The sequence below is a fragment of the Bradyrhizobium zhengyangense genome (genome assembly GCF_022012435.1).
Classification (GTDB): domain Bacteria; phylum Pseudomonadota; class Alphaproteobacteria; order Rhizobiales; family Xanthobacteraceae; genus Bradyrhizobium; species Bradyrhizobium zhengyangense.
Window position 1 is genome coordinate 94306 of record NZ_JAKLUA010000021.1, and the last position, 15130, is coordinate 109435.

A 15130-nucleotide genomic window follows, 5' to 3' on the forward strand; every position below is an offset into this window, starting at 1 on the left:
GCAAAAGTCCTTGACCTGACGTAGGTTGGCTACTGTGCATGGGGTTGTTTTCGACTTTGAAATGCGTGCAGGCGGCCAAGACCGCCGCGCGAGGGAATGGAGACTGATATGAGGACACAGGTCCTGGTCGTGGGCGCCGGCCCCGTCGGATTGACCGCGGCGATGGATCTGGCCTCGCGCGGGATCGACGTCATCGTCGCCGAGATCCGCCATGCCGGCGATCCGCCCAACGTCAAATGCAATCACGTCTCGGCGCGCTCGATGGAAGTCTTCCGCAGGCTCGGCGTCGCCGCCAGGCTGCGCGATGCGGGGTTGCCCGCGGACTTCCCGAACGATTGCTCCTATCGCACCACGGCGACCGGCATCGAGCTCTGCCGCATCGACATTCCCTCCCGCGCACGGCGCTACAGCGCCACCGGCGGCCCCGACACCTGGTGGCCGACGCCGGAGCCGCCGCACCGGATCAACCAGGTCTATCTCGAACCGATCCTGTTCAGCCACGCCGCTGCCCAGCCGCGCATCACCATTCTTGCGCGCACGGAAATCATCGACATCGCGCAGGACAACGACCATGTCGCCGCGCAGGCGCGCAACCTCGACAGCGGCGAGACTTTTCGCATCGAAGCGAGTTTTGTGATCGGCTGCGACGGCAGCCGCTCGCTGGTCCGCAAGGCGATCGGGGCCAGCCTGTCCGGAACGCCTGTGATCCAGCGCGTGCAGTCGACCTTCATCGAAGCGCCGCAGCTGAAGGATTTGATGGGCGCGCACATCAAGGCCTGGATGGTGCTCTCGCTCAACCCGCGGCGCTCGGGCACCACGGTTGCCATCGACGGTCACGACCGCTGGCTGATCCACAATCATCTCAAGCCCGACGAGCCCGAGTTCGATTCGGTCGACCGCGACTGGTCGATCCGCGCCATTCTCGGCGTCGACGCGCGCTTCGAGTACAAGATCCTCAGCAAGGAGGATTGGGTCGGGCGCCGGCTGGTCGCCGATCGCTTCCGCGATCGCCGGGTGTTCATCTGCGGCGACGCCGCGCATCTGTGGATGCCCTATGCCGGCTACGGCATGAATGCGGGCATTGCCGATGCCGTCGATCTCTGCTGGCAATTGGCGGCGCATCTGAACGGCTGGGCGCAGGCCGCGATCCTCGACGCCTATGAGGCCGAGCGCCAGCCCATCACCGACCAGGTGTCGCGCTTTGCGATGGACCATGCGATGAAGATGATGGCGCAGCGCGGCGGCGTCTCCGCGGAGATCGAGGACGACACGCCGCGCGGACAAGCGGCGCGCGCGACGCTCGCGAAGGCGGCCTACGATCTCAACGTGCAGCAATATTGCTGCGCCGGATTGAACTTCGGCTATTACTACGACGCCTCGCCGATCATTGCCTATGACGGCGAGACGCCGCCGCCTTATGCGATGGGCAGCTTCACGCCCTCCACCGTGCCGGGCGCCCGCGCGCCGCATTTCTTCCTGCGCGACGGACGATCGCTCTACGACGCATTCGGAACCGGCTACAATCTGCTGCGGTTCGACCCGGCGATCGATGTCGGGCCATTGCAGTCCGCCGCAGAGGCGCGCCGCATTCCGCTGGCGCTGATCGACGTCGCGCCTGACGAGGCTGGCGGCGCCTATGCCGAGAAGCTCGTGCTTGTCAGGCCCGATCAGCACATCGCCTGGCGCGGGCAGGCGGCACCTGAAGATGCGCGCGGCCTGCTGGCGCGTCTCACCGGCGCGGCGGCATAAAAAAGAACGAGGGAGGAAATACGTGCTTCACATTGCAAGGCGCCACATACTGGCCGTGCTGACCGCGGCGACTTTCGCCGCGCTGCCGCTGCAGGCGGCTGACGCGGCCTATCCCGAGCAGCTGATCAAGATCATCGTGACCTTTCCGCCCGGCGGCAGCGCCGACACCGTCATCCGGGCGCTCGAGCCCGTGGTCACCGCCGAGCTCAAGCAAAGCCTGGTGATCGAGAACCGCGCCGGCGCCGGCGGCAATATCGGTATGGCGGCGGTCGCGCAGGCCAAGCCCGACGGTTACACGCTCGGCGTCGCGCCGGCGGGCGCGCTGACGGTGAACCCGCATCTCAATTCGTCGATGCCGTTCGATCCAAAGGATCTCACGCCGATCACGCTGCTTGCGGAAATTCCCTTCGTGCTGGTCTCCTCGGCGGGTGTCCAGGCGCACAATGTTGCGGAGACGGTCGCGCTTGCGAAGGCAAAGCCGGGCGCGCTGTCGATCGGCCATGGCGGCAATTCGACGGCGATGCATTTGACGGCCGCGCTGTTCATGCAGAAGGCCGGGGTCGACATGGAGCTGATCCCGTATCGCGGGACCGCGCCGGCAACCGTCGACGTCCTCGCAGGCCATATCCCCTTCGCGGTGCTGGATATCCCCGCGTCGAGGCAGCTCATCCTCGAGGGCAAGCTCAACGCGATCGGTGTCTCCGCGGGACGGCGCCTGGATTCGCTGCCCAACGTGCCGACCCTTGCCGAGGGCGGCCTTGCCGGTTTCGAATCCATCGGCTGGTTCGGGCTGGTGGCTCCGGCGGGCACGCCTGCCGACATTGTCGTCAGGCTGAACCAAGCCTTCACGAAAGCCCTGAAAGACCCTGATGTGGCCGAGAAGATCCGAACCCTCGGCGCAGAGCCCGCGCCGAATTCGCCCGAGGAGTTCGGCCGCTTCATCCAGAGCGAAAGCACGAAATGGGGCAAGCTCATCACCGAGGCCGGCATCAAGGCAAACTAGGCGAGGGGCGGTGATAGGTTGAACCTGTCACCGGCGCGATCCGACCAATAAGCCGCGTCCGGCAGAGAGCCAGGTGATTCACGACCATGTTTGACAAGGCCTACCGGCAGCGCCTCGAAGCTGACCTTGCGCAATGGGAAGCCGAAGGTGTCATCGCGCCGGCCGCTTCCGCCTCGATCCGCAACGCGCTGCCGCCGCTCTCGCCGGGTATCAATATCGCGGTGATCGTTGCCATCGTCGGCGGTTTGCTGATTGCGGCCGCCTTCCTGGCTTTCGTCGCCGCGCATTGGACGGAGATCGCGCGCCTGCTGCGGTTTGCGATCCTGCTGGCGGGCATGATCGTCGCCGGCGGTCTCGGCGCGTGGTTCGCCGCGACCGGCCGCAGCGTTCTCGCCGATCTCTGCGCAAGCATCGGCGCCATCGTCTTCGGCGCGGGCATCGCGCTGGTCGGCCAGATGTACCATCTCGGCGACGATTTTGCCGGCGGCATGCTGCTGTGGTCGATCGGCGCATTCGCGACGGCGCTGCTGACCGGCTCGCGCGGCGCGCTAGCGGTCGGCCTGGTCGCCGCCTGCTTCTGGACATGCATGCGCGTCTACGATGCACCTGATGTCCTGCATTTTCCGTTCCTGGTGGTCTGGCTGATCGCCGCCGCTGTGGCGTTTGCCTGGAATTCCCGCGTCGCGGCCCATCTCGTTGCATCAGCAATGCTGCCGTGGTGGGTCGCCACGTCGATTCGCTTCGATCTCGACGGGATGCAGCCGTCGTTCCTGTTGGCTGACGGTGCGGCGCTGCTGTTCGGCGCCGGCCTCGCGATCGCGGCTGCGCCGTCGCCCAGGGCGCAGCGGCTTGGGAGCGTCCTGTCGATCTACGGCGCGTTTTCGCTGGCCGCCGTTGCCTCCCTGGAGGTGATGACGATTGACGACATCATCCGCTTCCGAACCGGCACGGTGCCAGCCCAGCCGCATTGGGCAATCCTGTGTGGGGTTGCGGGCGTGGTTCTTGCACTCGCCTCCGCCGGCGTCACAAGGCGCGCGGGTGAAATCCTCGCCGCATGTGCGATCGGCCTTGTGCTGGTTGCCGCACCGATCTGGCCGGTATCCGCAGCCGGAGAGCCCTGGTTCGCCTATGCCGCACTGCTCTGTGCCATGCTGTGCCTCGTCGTCTCGGGCGTGCTCGATGATGTCAGTCCGCGCATCGTTGCCGGCTGGCTCGGCATCGCCGGCGTCATCGCGGGCATCACGTGGGCCGTGAAGGGCTCGCTGCTGCGCCGCTCGGCCTTCCTGGCGGCGGCCGGTGTCATTGCTGTCGTCTTCGCAACCGCGCTCAATCGCATGCTGCCGAGGGCCGGGCGATGATGAAGCTCACCGCATTCTGGCAGCGTATCCCGAAAGCCGTGCTGTTCGGTGTTGCGATCCTCGTCCAATGCGCGCTGCTCGTCCTGATGGTTGCCGATCGGATGCAGATCCTGCGCGAGGGGCGCGAGGTCACCTTGCAGACGCGGCCGCTCGATCCGCGTGATCTCCTGCGTGGCGACTACGTCACGCTCGGCTACGACATCACGCAACTGCCGGCAGGCGCACTCGCCGGCCAGCCGTCTGCCGAACGCAATCCCGTCGTGTTCGTCAAGCTGGCGCCTGACGCCAACGGCCTCTATCAGGCCGTCTCGGTGCATGCCGCGCCTGTCGCCGTCACGGCGCCCGAAATATTGATCCGCGGCCGTGTCACCTATTCCTGCGGTTCGAACGGCCGCATCTTCTGCGACAAGCTGACGATCAGATACGGCCTTGAGAGCTATTTCGTGCCGGAAGGCGAGGGCAAGACGCTCGAGCAAGCCCGCAACCAGCAGAAGCTGCGCGTCGTCGCCGCCGTGCTGCCCTCAGGCCGCGCCGCCATCAAGCGGTTGCTGCTCGACGGCGAGCCGATCTATGAGGAGCCGTGGTATTAGCGGCTGGCTTGTGCCTTCAGCGCCCGCCGCAGCACGTCCCACATGCCCAGGTCGTCCATGTGCGCCACGTTGAAGCGCAGGAAGTTCTGCGCGGTCTGCGCCACGCTGAACACATTGCCCGGTGCCAGCACCACGTCCTCTTCGAGCGCGGCGCGGGCAACGGCCGTGGCATCCTGTCCATCGGCGAGGCGGCACCACAGGAAGAAGCCGCCGCGCGGCATCAGCCAGGGTTCGATGCCCAGTGTCTGAAGTTTTCGTGCGACGTCGCGCCGGCTGCGCATGAGCTTTTGCCGGAGTTCGTCCATGTGCTTGCGATAGCTGCCGCCGGCCAGAACTTTTGCGATGATCTCGGTCGCGACAGGGCTCGGGCCGCCAAAGCTGGTTGCGACCTGCAGGTCGACGAGATGCTCGATCCAGTCGGCCCGCCCGGCGATGTAGCCGCAGCGGACCGAGGCCGAGAGTGTCTTGGAGAAGCTGCCGATCCGGATCACACGGTTCAATCCATCGAGCGCCGCAAGGCGCGGCGATCGCTCCGGCTCGAAATCGCCAAAGATATCGTCCTCGATGATGGTGAGATCGTGCGCGGCGGCCGCGGTCAGAAGCCGATGCGCGGTCTGAAACGAGAGCGTCGCGCCGGTCGGGTTGTGCAGCGCTGAATTGGTGATGTAGAGCCGCGGCCGCTCGGCTCCGAGGATTTGCTCGAAGCTGATGACATCGGGGCCCGACGGCGTGTAGGGCACGCTGACGATCTTCGCCTGATGTGCGCGCAGCAGCGCACGGAAGTTGAAATAGCAGGGATCGTCGACCAGCACGGTGTCGCCGGGACGAAGCATGAAGCGGCAAATCAAATCGGTGGCTTGCGTGCCGGAGCCCGTCAGCATCAGCTGATTGATCGTGGCCTCGATCTCGTCTTCCGCAAGGCGCGTGAGCAGCAGCCGGCGCAGCGTGAGAGAGCCGGAAGTCGAGCCGTAGTTCGTCAGCACGCTGGTGTCGCTGCGGGCAAGCGCGCGGGTGGCACGCCGCAGCGCCGCTTCCGGCATCCACTCCGGCGGCAGCCAGCCGCAGCCGGGCTTCGGCACGCTCGCATCGGCATCGAGCGATTGCCTGGAGACCCAGAACGGATCGACGGCCCGGTCGCAGCGCGGCTCGTCCTCGGTCAAGGCGAGCGGCGACGTGACCGTTGGCGAGACATAGAAGCCCGAGCCGCGACGGGCGCGGATCAGCCCTTCGGCGGCGAGGCGATCGTAGGCCTCGACCACAGTGGATGGCGAAACGCCGATCGCCGCGGCGAGGCTGCGGATCGATGGCAGGCGGTCGCCGGCACTGAGCGCGCGGCCGGCCACCTTGGCGCGGATCGCGCTCATCACATCGATGGTGCGCGTCCCGCCGCGCCCCTTTGTCTGCGCCTCGCCATCCAAGGTGTATGACCTTCCATACCCATACAGTTTTGCCAGATTGTATGGGATTGTCACTGGTTTTGCCATCGGCGCGGGCCGAGGATCACCGCCCAAAAAGGGTCAGACGGACATGCAATCTGCGGCCAGCGGCTGGGGCAACGGGCTTCTCGGCGTCATCATCTTCAGCGGCTCATTGCCGGCGACGCGCGTCGCAGTCGGCGGCTTCTCCGCGCTGTTCCTGACCTCGGCGCGCGCGATCATTGCCGCGCTGATCGGTGCGGCCGTGCTCGGCCTGGTGCGTCAGGCGTGGCCGCATCGGAAGGATCTTGCCTCGCTCGTGATCGTCTCCATCGGCGTCGTGGTCGGCTTCCCCTTGCTGACCGCGCTTGCGCTTCAGCACATCACCTCGGCGCATTCGATCGTCTTCATCGGCCTTTTGCCGCTGTCGACCGCGATCTTCGCCGTGCTGCGCGGCGGCGAGCGGCCGCGTCCGCTGTTCTGGCTGTTCGCGATCCTCGGCAGCGCCACGGTCGCGGGCTTTGCGCTGTCGAATGACGGCTCGGCCTCGCTCACCGGCGATCTCTTGATGATCGCCGCGATCGTGCTGTGCGGGCTCGGCTATGCCGAAGGCGCGGCACTGTCGCGACGCATCGGCGGCTGGCAGGTGATCTCCTGGGCACTGCTGCTGGCGCTGCCGCTGATGCTGCCTGTCATGATCTGGACCTGGCCATCGGCATGGAGCGGCGTCGGTCTGCCCGCCTGGATCGGGCTCGCCTATGTCTCGATCTTCAGCATGTTCGTCGGCTTCATCTTCTGGTACCGCGGCCTCGCGATCGGCGGCATCGCCCGCATCGGCCAGTTGCAACAGCTCCAGCCGTTCTTCGGGCTCGCGCTGGCAGGCTTCCTGCTGCATGAGCCGGTCGCATGGAGCATGATCGCCGCGACGGCGCTCGTGGTCGTCTGCGTCTTTTTCGCGCGGCGATACGCGTGAGGCTGTCGTCTCACTCCTGTCCCATCACCGTCCGCGTCAGCGCGCTTCTGGCAAACTTCTTCAGCGGCATCGGCTTGCCGAACAGATAGCCTTGCACGAGGTCGAAGCCGAGCTCGTTCACGGCCATCAGGTCGGCCCGGCTCTCGACACCTTCCGCGACGGCGCGCGCGCCGTAGCCCTGCGCGAGCTCGACGATGTGACGGCACACCGTGCGCTTCAGGCGGTCATCGGCGCAGCCGGTGACGAATTGCCGGTCGGCCTTCAGCTTGATGAAGGGAATCTTGTCCAGCCCCATCAGCTCCGGCCAATTGGCGCCGAGATTGTCGACCGACAGGCCGATATTGTGGAAGCTCATCTCGCGCGCGATCTCGGTCAGGAAATGCAGGTCATGGATCGCCTCGTTGCTGGCGATCTCGATCGTCAGCCCGCCAAAGGCGGGATGCATCGGCATCCGGCGGCAGAGATCACGTACGGCCTGCGGCTCCTTGAGGTAAGGCGTAGGCAAGTTGATCGAGAGGTCGACCGCGCTCTGCCGCTCCAGCAGATAGTGCCAGTCCTGCAGGGCGCGCTCGATCACGAACTCCGACAAATCGCGGAAATGCGGATCGTGTTCCTCCGGGATGAAATAGGCCGGCGGCACCACGCCCCAGGTCGGGTGGCGCATTCGCACCAGCGCCTCGGCGCCACGTCGGACCAGCGAGCGCGCGTCGATTTTCGACTGGTACCAGAGCTCGAGCCAGCCCGCATGCAGGGCCTCGCCGACATGTACGGCCGGGCTCGGGGCCGGCTCCTCGGGCAGCAGCATTGCGACACGCTCACGCAGCGTGTCGGCGGCAAAGGGCGTGGTGAGCGGCGGCAGCATCGAAAGCCCGTATTCCTCGCCGACCTGCTGCACGGCCTTCACGATGATCGAGTCGCGCGCACCGACAGCGAGCACCTTGCCGTCGAAGCCTTCGCGCACCAGAATTTCCAGGAACTGGCCGGGCTCGATACCGTCGGCGGCGATGCCGAGCAGGATCAGGTCCGGCAGTTCGGAGGCCAGCATGGTCTGCAGCTCGCTCGCACCGCTGCATTCGCTGGTGACGAAGCCGAGATCCTCGAGCACCTCGCTCATGAAGGCGCGCAGATGGCGCTTGCTGTCGGCGACGCACGCGCGCGGCATCATCTTCCGCCGTCCGAAGGTCCTTAGCCTCCTGCCGGCGAGCTCACCAATCCCATCGTTCATCTCAGACCACTCCCGTTCCGTGACGGTGTGTTAACGGGATGGGGGGCGTCAAAATATGGAGAGCTTCACGCGAATGTTGAATTATCCGGGTAACGTTAAAGCCCGCAACATTTGTAAAATTGTTCGGATTCTCTTCGAGAAGTTTTTACATCCGCCTGCGCGATGCACGCCGGTGCGCGCTGAATCCGGTGAAAGCTTGCGAGGAGCGGATCGTCGTTGCGCGCAGTCGGTGTCCTGCAATTGGACGAAGCCAATGCGCACCTCGCCCAATTGAATAATGCCGGCCTCAATTGGCCATGGCTTTGTCGTGTTAGGCCATGCCGGCCGGTTCATAGTCATACGTCGGATAGAATTCTGTGCGGTACGGACCCCACGCCGTATTCTCGACGATGCGATTGACCTCGCTCAGCCACGCCCGGTCCGCGAATTCATTTTCACGCGATGCGCGCGTGTTCCGCCGTCGCGCGTGACGGTTATGCGACAAACTCGCCTGGTCTGACCGCGGGCGAGTGTGAAGCACCTCACACGTCTGATGCTGCTCTTGCGCTATTGCTGCGCGCAGCCGGTGGTGGGCTGTCAGGGATTGCAGCTATGTCGATGCGGCGGATGATCTATTGGTGGTTCAGGTTCGTGATGTCGGGGCGATTTCTCGATCGCTTCCTGACGCTGCCGCACACGCCCGAATAGAATCTCGAGGAATCAAGTCACCCCGATCAATTTACGGAACGCCGCCGCGCCGTCCTGCACGGCGTCGCGGCCCTTCCAGGCCAGATAGCTCAGCTTGCCGCCCAACGTGTCCTGGCTGCGTAGCCGCCGCGAGCCGAGGATGTGACCGACATTGGCGGGGAAGCGGCTGACCTCGGCCGCCACCAGCGCGGCGATTGCGTCCATCAATTGCTGAAGCCGGACGCCCCATTCGCATCGCTCGATGCCGTCGATGCGGATCTTGAGCGAATGTTCGGCGTCGTAGATTTCGGTGAGCAGGTCGCGCGCAACCAGGAACCGGTTATGGCGGAGCGCGATCCGCAGCGCGAGCCGCTTGTCGTCGAGCCGGTCGAGCACCATGGGAACGACGCACGCGTAGGGCGACGTCGCAACCTCGTCAGCGTTCTTGCTCGCGGCCGCCTTGGTCGCAAGGTATATGAGCCGCCAGAACGTCTTCAGACGCCTCGCCACCAACGCGAGCGCAAACGGCAGCGCTTCGGGATTGGCTTTCTTGAAAGCGTCTAGTCGCGCGGTGATCTGCGCGACCTGGCCGTCGTCGAATTTCGTGATGGTGTCGGGCAGCTTCGCGTCGAATTTCGGCAGCGCGTCGCCGGCGCGCAGCACCTGCAGCATCTTCTTCACGTCGTCGAAGGCGGTGCGCGAGGCCGTGTATTGCGCGAGCTTGGCGCGCGCGAATTCGGTGCTCTCCGCCGATGCAAGCGTGTTCTCGAGCACCTTGACGACCTTGCCCTGGAAGATCGTCGCGATCTTGAGCACTTCCTTGGGATTGTTGGCGGTAACCTGGTCGTTGATTGCCTTGACGTAGTCGCGCGCCATGGTCGGTAGCAGGTCGCGGCAGATCCATTCCCAGATCGGGGTGAGCGTGTTGCGCGAGATCCGTCCCGCATTGGCGTGCTCGGGCGCGCCGTCGATCAGCAGCAGTTCGAGTGGCGCGAAGAAGTAGCGCGACGGATTGGTGGCGCGCGCCTGGGTCGATCCATCCTTGCGGAATTCGGCGCGCAGCTTGGCCTGGATCTCTGCCGAGCCCGGCATGTCGATGCCGCAAGCTTCGAGCCGCTCGAGCTCGCTCAGCAGACAGCTGCGCGACAACGGCGTCAGCTTCTGCAGGAACTCCGAAAGCTGGTCGATCTCGTCCATTGCACGCAGTCTCTTGCAGCGTTTCCAGCAGGCCCTGCCGGCCCCATGCATGGAGGCATTTGCGCGCTCTCAATTGTGACACAGAGAAGCAAGCTGCCGTTAATTTATCCGTAAAATGCGGGACCTTGGGGATCGACCAGCGCTGCTCTCGTTAAGGATGTCTTTGGAAATTGCCTATGATTTAGGCAGGTTCAGCAACCTTTACGGAGGCTCAAGGGGCGCGTCGCAAGCATAAATTGTGCCTGCGCCGGTATTCCGGCCCAAAACTGACAAATTCACCGTAGTCTTACGGAGCAGAAAGTTAACCACAGACTGCCCCGGGTTCCGCTAAACGAGTCACATGGGGTCACAGAACGATACGGTTGCTGATTCGCGGCCGTCGGAAAGGTTCGAAAGCAGCACTTCTGCGCCTGAAGAGCTCGATTTCGTCCGTCTGAATGCCGCCCGCGCCAAGGCGGCCGACGAGATGGCCGCGGCCATCGCGCGCGAGCTCAACGGCCCCCTGACCGCGCTCCTGCTCTATATGGGCGAAATCAAGCATCACAGCGATCAGCTTGCGCCCGTCTCGAGCGACCGCGCCTATTTGCAGCAGGTGGTCGAGAACGCGCTGGCCCAGACCGAGCGCGTTTGCGGTCTGGTCAAGCAGCTCGCCGGCTCGCACAAGACCGGCTTGCCCGCTCCGTCCATGACCGAGGATACCGAGTTGCAGGCCGGCCGCGCGCCGCAAGCACCGCGCGAGGCGGCTTCCGAGCTCTCGAGCCTGTCGGGCAAGCGGCTGACCAAGCGCGAGCGCGAAGTCCTGAGGTTGATCAGCGAAGGTTTTTCGAACAAGCAGGGCGCACTGCGGATGCAGATCAGCCCACGCACTTTCGAGAGCCATCGGGCCGAAGCAATGCGCAAGCTCGGCGCGCGAAACACCGCCGACCTCGTCCGCGCAGCGCTGTTGCACTCGATCGATTGAAGCCATCGTCTTGCGGGCAGCCCGAGGCGCGATGACTTTTTTCCCGCTTTAGAAATAATCTTCCGCGAAGGGACGCACGCGCGAATTGGGCCGTAGCATCTTCGGCTCTTCCTTCGGCGTATTGGGGATGATGGTGATGGTCCAGCGCGGCGGGATGGTCGCTTCCTGCTCCAGCACCGAGCGGACGAAACCCGTCACCGTGGACTCGCCCGCCTTCACCGTGGCCATCCGGCCGTTGAACTGGGCGATGCGGAAGCGGCGGACCTCTTTCTGATCCGCGGTCTCATAGGTGAACATGGAAACCCTCCTGGTTTCCGGCGACTATCGCCACCTATGATTAGTCATCTGTGAAAATTGCAAACCGTATAAGTACGGCGGGGCTGTCCGGGGACCGTCAATCCTGCGATTCCTGCGCCTTTGCGCCAGCAAAGGCCGCATCCAATTGCTGCAGAAGATCGTCAAATTCGGCATTGCCGAGTGCGCTGGCCGTGCTTTCCAGCAGCGAGGCCAGCCTCGCCAGGCGAAGATAGCCAAACGTCCGGGCGGTGCTCTTCAGTGAATGCGCTTCGCGCCCGATCCTGGCCCGGTGCTGGTCGAGCGCCAGTGTGTGAAACAGCTTGAGCCGCGCGATGGTCTCGTTCCAGAACACCGCGCGCACTTCGCTGGCGCCGTCCTCGCCGATTTCGCGCACCAGCGCGTCGAACGCGCCAAGCTCGCGCAGCGGTTCAGGCTCGCGCAGCAGTTCAGGCTCGCGCAACGGCGCGGCGTCGAGCGCGCCATGCGCGGGGGCGAAAGCGGCGTCGATCATGTTGTCCCGGTCCCCGTTCTGCGCCTCGCGGGTGATCCTAGCCCGGTGCTGGGCGGCGCGAGGCGTCCGGGAACATCTACGCCAATCCGATTTCAGTTCTGGTGACGAGACGCGCTGTGTTTGCAGGTCGCTGTAAGCACCCGCTTTACCATGGGCAGCGCCGGCGCCGGTGGCCCGCCGTCAGGGCCCGAGCAGCCGATCGTACTGGGCCTTGACCGTGGCGTAGCATTCGCAAGCCGCCTGGCGCAGCCCCTCCAGATTGAGGATCTGGATGTGTCCGCGGCTGTAGTGGATGAAATTGGCCTGCTGCAAGGTATTGGCGACCAGCGACACGCTGTTGCGCCGTGCCCCGATCATTTGCGCCATGGCCTCCTGCGTCAGCAGCAGCCGATAGTCGCCCGACAGATCATGGGTGTGGAGCAGGCAGCGGGAGAGCCGCGACTCCACCGGGTGCGCCGCATTGCAGCCGGCGGTCTGCTGAACCTGCGCGTAGACTGCGAGCCCATGGCGCGTCAGCAGCGTCCGCAGGCTGGAGCTCCGGTCAGCCGCCATGCGCAACCGGTCGAGGTCGATCACCGATGCGACGCCGGGAATGAGCACGATAGCAGTGTTCAGCGCGCATGCATCGCCCATGGTCGAGAGTGCGCCAAGCAGGCTGTCGCGGCCAATCATGGCGACTTGCACATGCTCGCCCTTGGCGAGCTTCACGACCAGCGAGATCACGCCGCGGTGCGGGAAGTAGGCGCGCTTGAGTGTCTCGCCGGTCTCGACCAGCACGGCGTCATGCGGAAGATCGACCGTGCGCAGATATGGGCGGATCAGTTCATGATCGTCTGTCGACAGCGCCGACAGGAACCCGTTGGATGGGCGCACTATCGTTTCCAAGGCTGCCTCCCGTCTCGTCAGTCAAACAATCTCTGTTCGAAATCTATTCCTCGCTTAATAACAAGTTCCATCTTGTTCCCAGGGGGACAAGTTGGCAATCGCGGACATTACGGATCTGTGCGACCTTTTGTTTCTTCGTTGCCTTGTGTGCACTCCAGAATACCGGCGCGGAGTCGTCGTCGGCATCATGGCGGTAGTCCCAAAAGCCGCGCGTGATCGGTCTTCGCGGCGAAATAACAGTCGCAGGACGTGGCCTGCAGGGCGCGCAGATCGGTGATCTCGATCTGGCCCCGGCTGTAGCGGATGATTCCGGCGCGCTGCAGCGCATGCGCGACCAGTGAAACGGCATTACGTCGTACGCCCATCATCTGGGCCAAGGTTTCCTGCGTCAGCGGCAGAGTTTCCCTGTCGGAGAGATCGTGGGCGCGCAGCAACCAGCGCGCCAGCCGCGCTTCGACAGGGTGCAGCGTATTGCAGATCAGGGATTGCTGTGCGCGCGCGAACAGGGCTTGCTCGTGCCTGATCACCAGGCCGCGAAATGGAACACTCGCAGCGGCAACGTTGCGAAACGCCGAGATTTCAACGGCGGATGCGGCCCCCGGGAAGAGCACGACGGCATCTGACACTGCGATTCCATCGGCGAGGGCTGCGCCGCCGGCGACGACGCCATCGCGTCCGATCATCGCCACCTCGATGATCTGTCCTTCGGAGAGGCTCACTGCGATCGATACGGCTCCGTCGTGCGGAAAATAAACATGTCGCAACGCCACATCCGCTTGGCTCAAGACAGTTTCTCTGACCAATTCAATCGTGACGAGGTGAGGACGCAACAGATCGAAGCTTGCTGTGTCGAGCATTTGCAGCAGCTGGTTGGGCGGTCGGCCGCTCGCGGTCATGTCAAAGCAATCCAACGCAGGCTATGAGATGTCGGCGTCGGGCCCTCGACATCTAGTTGCGCGCCGACTAAAATATATTGTAATGGTTGCGTTGCTGTCCATATACCTGTTGGAGGGCAGACAGCTTGCCGCATTTGCGGCGGAAATAAGAACTGCGCGCTGATTCGTGCGCACCCGGCGAGCCAGTCCTGCGTCTCGCCCCGGGAAAGTGTGGCAGGGGGCCTCATGAGCCGGAAACGGGCAACCGACGGCAGCGACTGCATCCGCCCTTCCATCGGATATTCGCCCGTCCATGCTGTTTCGCTCGTTCGCCGATTCTTTTCAGCCGTCGGACATTGCTTCGCGCCATCGCGTGGCCTGGCCACAGCTATCGCCTTCATCCCGTTCGCATGTTGCGCGAGGCCGGCCGCGCGCGCGGCCATCACGATTTCAATACAAGCGAGAGGAGAACGGCGTGCGCCACGATTCAATTATTGAATCGCCGAAGCGGGAAATTCAAACGATGACAGAAAGTCTGCGTCATATTCTCGTTGTCGACGACGACCCAATGGTGGCCATGGCCATCGAGATCTATCTCCAGCGAAACAATTTTCGGGTGACGATTGCGGACGGCGGAGAGGCGGGGCTCCGCGCTATCGAGCACGAACAGTTCGACTTGATGATTGTCGACATCTTCATGCCGCACATGCGCGGCTTTGAATCGATCCGGCTGTTTCATGACTGCGCGCCCGCAACGCCGCTGATCGCGATGTCCGGCTATGCCTTCGCAGATCTGAATTCGCCGGCGCCCGACTTTCTGAGGATGGCGCTCGAGCTCGGCGCGGCGCGCTGCCTGCGCAAGCCGTTCACGCCCGATGCGCTGCTGGCAGCGATCAGAGACTGTCTCGCCGAGCACCATGCCGCCGCTGCGCGGCTGGGTTAGTGCGTTATTGTTCGCAACGCCCGGCGGGTAAGAGTCCGTTTACCGCGAGCGCGGGTCGTGCTGATGTCGTCGGCACATTGACCGACGGTCGCACATGCAATGCCGATCGCCGGTGATTTGATTCAATTGGCGCGGCCCTTACGCATCCCGAAGACATCGCCGGGATTTTTTGCGTCCGTCGTGACGCCGTTATCTCCGCGTTTACCTATCGCGTTTCCGGGTTGAAGCTGGGTTCGGGATTTGCCGAAAACCGCTGTCGCACGCAGTCGAACCGCAAATTTCTCTTCAATATCCGTATTAGCACGGAGGATGAAATTAACGGGACCGTGAAAAGGGTTGTCTAACGATCTAGGAGCGGACTTCCGCCGATTCCGGGCGTCGAGGTCAAGCTCAGTAAGGCGTTGCTCATGGATGATCTGTTGCGGGAGTTTCTGACGGAGACCAGCGAGAGCCTGGACACCGTCGACAATCAGCTGGTGAAG

The 15130-nt window shown here is 64.0% G+C and carries 15 protein-coding genes; 7 read left to right on the plus strand and 8 right to left on the minus strand.

Features of this window, described 5'->3' with window-relative positions; genetic code table 11:
* Positions 1–108 precede the first annotated feature (108 nt).
* The 4 genes from L6637_RS36730 to L6637_RS36745 all read left to right on the plus strand — a co-directional run bounded on the left by L6637_RS36730 (position 109) and on the right by L6637_RS36745 (position 4700).
* Complete coding sequence (locus L6637_RS36730; protein WP_237873757.1) at positions 109–1749, plus strand: FAD-dependent oxidoreductase; 1641 nt, start codon at positions 109–111, stop codon at positions 1747–1749.
* 22 nt (positions 1750–1771) lie between these two features.
* The gene (locus L6637_RS36735; protein WP_237873759.1) at positions 1772–2752 is read left to right on the plus strand and encodes a Bug family tripartite tricarboxylate transporter substrate binding protein; all 981 of its coding nucleotides are present in this window, start codon (positions 1772–1774) and stop codon (positions 2750–2752) included.
* Positions 2753–2838: 86 nt separating this feature from the next.
* Positions 2839–4110: a DUF2157 domain-containing protein gene (locus tag L6637_RS36740; protein WP_237873761.1), complete on the plus strand. Its 1272-nt coding sequence runs from the start codon at positions 2839–2841 to the stop codon at positions 4108–4110.
* Complete coding sequence (locus L6637_RS36745; protein ID WP_237873762.1) at positions 4107–4700, plus strand: GDYXXLXY domain-containing protein; 594 nt, start codon at positions 4107–4109, stop codon at positions 4698–4700. Before L6637_RS36740 ends, L6637_RS36745 begins: the two co-directional genes overlap by 4 nt.
* Here L6637_RS36745 and L6637_RS36750 read toward each other — a convergent pair.
* The gene (locus L6637_RS36750; RefSeq protein WP_237873765.1) at positions 4697–6118 is read right to left on the minus strand and encodes an aminotransferase-like domain-containing protein; all 1422 of its coding nucleotides are present in this window, start codon (positions 6116–6118) and stop codon (positions 4697–4699) included. The two genes, L6637_RS36745 and L6637_RS36750, sit on opposite strands and share 4 nt — an antisense overlap.
* A 109-nt stretch (positions 6119–6227) precedes the next feature.
* On the opposite strand from L6637_RS36750, the gene L6637_RS36755 reads away from it, so the two are divergent.
* Entirely contained in the window at positions 6228–7088 is an 861-nt protein-coding gene (locus L6637_RS36755; protein ID WP_237861269.1) for a DMT family transporter, read from the plus strand.
* 10 nt (positions 7089–7098) lie between these two features.
* On the opposite strand, the gene L6637_RS36760 is transcribed toward L6637_RS36755, so the two are convergent.
* On the minus strand, positions 7099–8313 hold the full coding sequence (locus tag L6637_RS36760) for an EAL domain-containing response regulator (RefSeq protein ID WP_237861270.1): 1215 nt from the start codon (positions 8311–8313) through the stop codon (positions 7099–7101).
* A 699-nt stretch (positions 8314–9012) separates the two neighbouring features.
* Complete coding sequence (locus tag L6637_RS36765; RefSeq protein WP_237861271.1) at positions 9013–10176, minus strand: hypothetical protein; 1164 nt, start codon at positions 10174–10176, stop codon at positions 9013–9015.
* A 340-nt stretch (positions 10177–10516) separates the two neighbouring features.
* On the opposite strand from L6637_RS36765, the gene L6637_RS36770 reads away from it, so the two are divergent.
* Positions 10517–11137 carry a LuxR C-terminal-related transcriptional regulator gene (locus L6637_RS36770; protein ID WP_237861272.1) on the plus strand — a complete coding sequence of 207 codons (621 nt, stop codon included), beginning with the start codon at positions 10517–10519 and terminating at the stop codon, positions 11135–11137.
* A 48-nt stretch (positions 11138–11185) separates the two neighbouring features.
* On the opposite strand, the gene L6637_RS36775 is transcribed toward L6637_RS36770, so the two are convergent.
* The 4 genes from L6637_RS36775 to L6637_RS36790 form a co-directional block, all read right to left on the minus strand.
* Positions 11186–11434 carry a hypothetical protein gene (locus L6637_RS36775; RefSeq protein ID WP_237861273.1) on the minus strand — a complete coding sequence of 83 codons (249 nt, stop codon included), beginning with the start codon at positions 11432–11434 and terminating at the stop codon, positions 11186–11188.
* Positions 11435–11531: 97 nt separating this feature from the next.
* The gene (locus L6637_RS36780) at positions 11532–11945 is read right to left on the minus strand and encodes an Hpt domain-containing protein (protein WP_237873766.1); all 414 of its coding nucleotides are present in this window, start codon (positions 11943–11945) and stop codon (positions 11532–11534) included.
* Between the two features lie 180 nt (positions 11946–12125).
* Positions 12126–12821 (minus strand): Crp/Fnr family transcriptional regulator, encoded by a 696-nt coding sequence (locus L6637_RS36785; RefSeq protein ID WP_377803212.1) that lies wholly within the window; start codon positions 12819–12821, stop codon positions 12126–12128.
* A 194-nt stretch (positions 12822–13015) separates the two neighbouring features.
* On the minus strand, positions 13016–13726 hold the full coding sequence (locus L6637_RS36790) for a Crp/Fnr family transcriptional regulator (RefSeq protein ID WP_237861277.1): 711 nt from the start codon (positions 13724–13726) through the stop codon (positions 13016–13018).
* 514 nt (positions 13727–14240) lie between these two features.
* Here L6637_RS36790 and L6637_RS36795 point away from each other — a divergent pair.
* Positions 14241–14648: a response regulator gene (locus tag L6637_RS36795; protein ID WP_237861321.1), complete on the plus strand. Its 408-nt coding sequence runs from the start codon at positions 14241–14243 to the stop codon at positions 14646–14648.
* Between the two features lie 122 nt (positions 14649–14770).
* Here L6637_RS36795 and L6637_RS36800 read toward each other — a convergent pair.
* Positions 14771–15130, minus strand: a 360-nt coding sequence (locus L6637_RS36800) for a hypothetical protein (RefSeq protein ID WP_237861278.1), incomplete at its 5' end; no start/stop codon positions are given.

Bases quoted from the DNA above. Each gene is read 5' to 3' on its own strand.
- L6637_RS36755 (WP_237861269.1), top strand. From the start codon at position 6,228: ATGCAATCTGCGGCCAGCGGCTGGGGCAACGGGCTTCTCGGCGTCATC.
- L6637_RS36770 (WP_237861272.1), top strand. From the start codon at position 10,517: ATGGGGTCACAGAACGATACGGTTGCTGATTCGCGGCCGTCGGAAAGG.
- L6637_RS36730 (WP_237873757.1), top strand. From the start codon at position 109: ATGAGGACACAGGTCCTGGTCGTGGGCGCCGGCCCCGTCGGATTGACC.
- L6637_RS36790 (WP_237861277.1), bottom strand. From the start codon at position 13,726: ATGACCGCGAGCGGCCGACCGCCCAACCAGCTGCTGCAAATGCTCGAC.
- L6637_RS36775 (WP_237861273.1), bottom strand. From the start codon at position 11,434: ATGTTCACCTATGAGACCGCGGATCAGAAAGAGGTCCGCCGCTTCCGC.
- L6637_RS36740 (WP_237873761.1), top strand. From the start codon at position 2,839: ATGTTTGACAAGGCCTACCGGCAGCGCCTCGAAGCTGACCTTGCGCAA.
- L6637_RS36780 (WP_237873766.1), bottom strand. From the start codon at position 11,945: ATGATCGACGCCGCTTTCGCCCCCGCGCATGGCGCGCTCGACGCCGCG.
- L6637_RS36760 (WP_237861270.1), bottom strand. From the start codon at position 8,313: ATGAACGATGGGATTGGTGAGCTCGCCGGCAGGAGGCTAAGGACCTTC.
- L6637_RS36745 (WP_237873762.1), top strand. From the start codon at position 4,107: ATGATGAAGCTCACCGCATTCTGGCAGCGTATCCCGAAAGCCGTGCTG.
- L6637_RS36765 (WP_237861271.1), bottom strand. From the start codon at position 10,176: ATGGACGAGATCGACCAGCTTTCGGAGTTCCTGCAGAAGCTGACGCCG.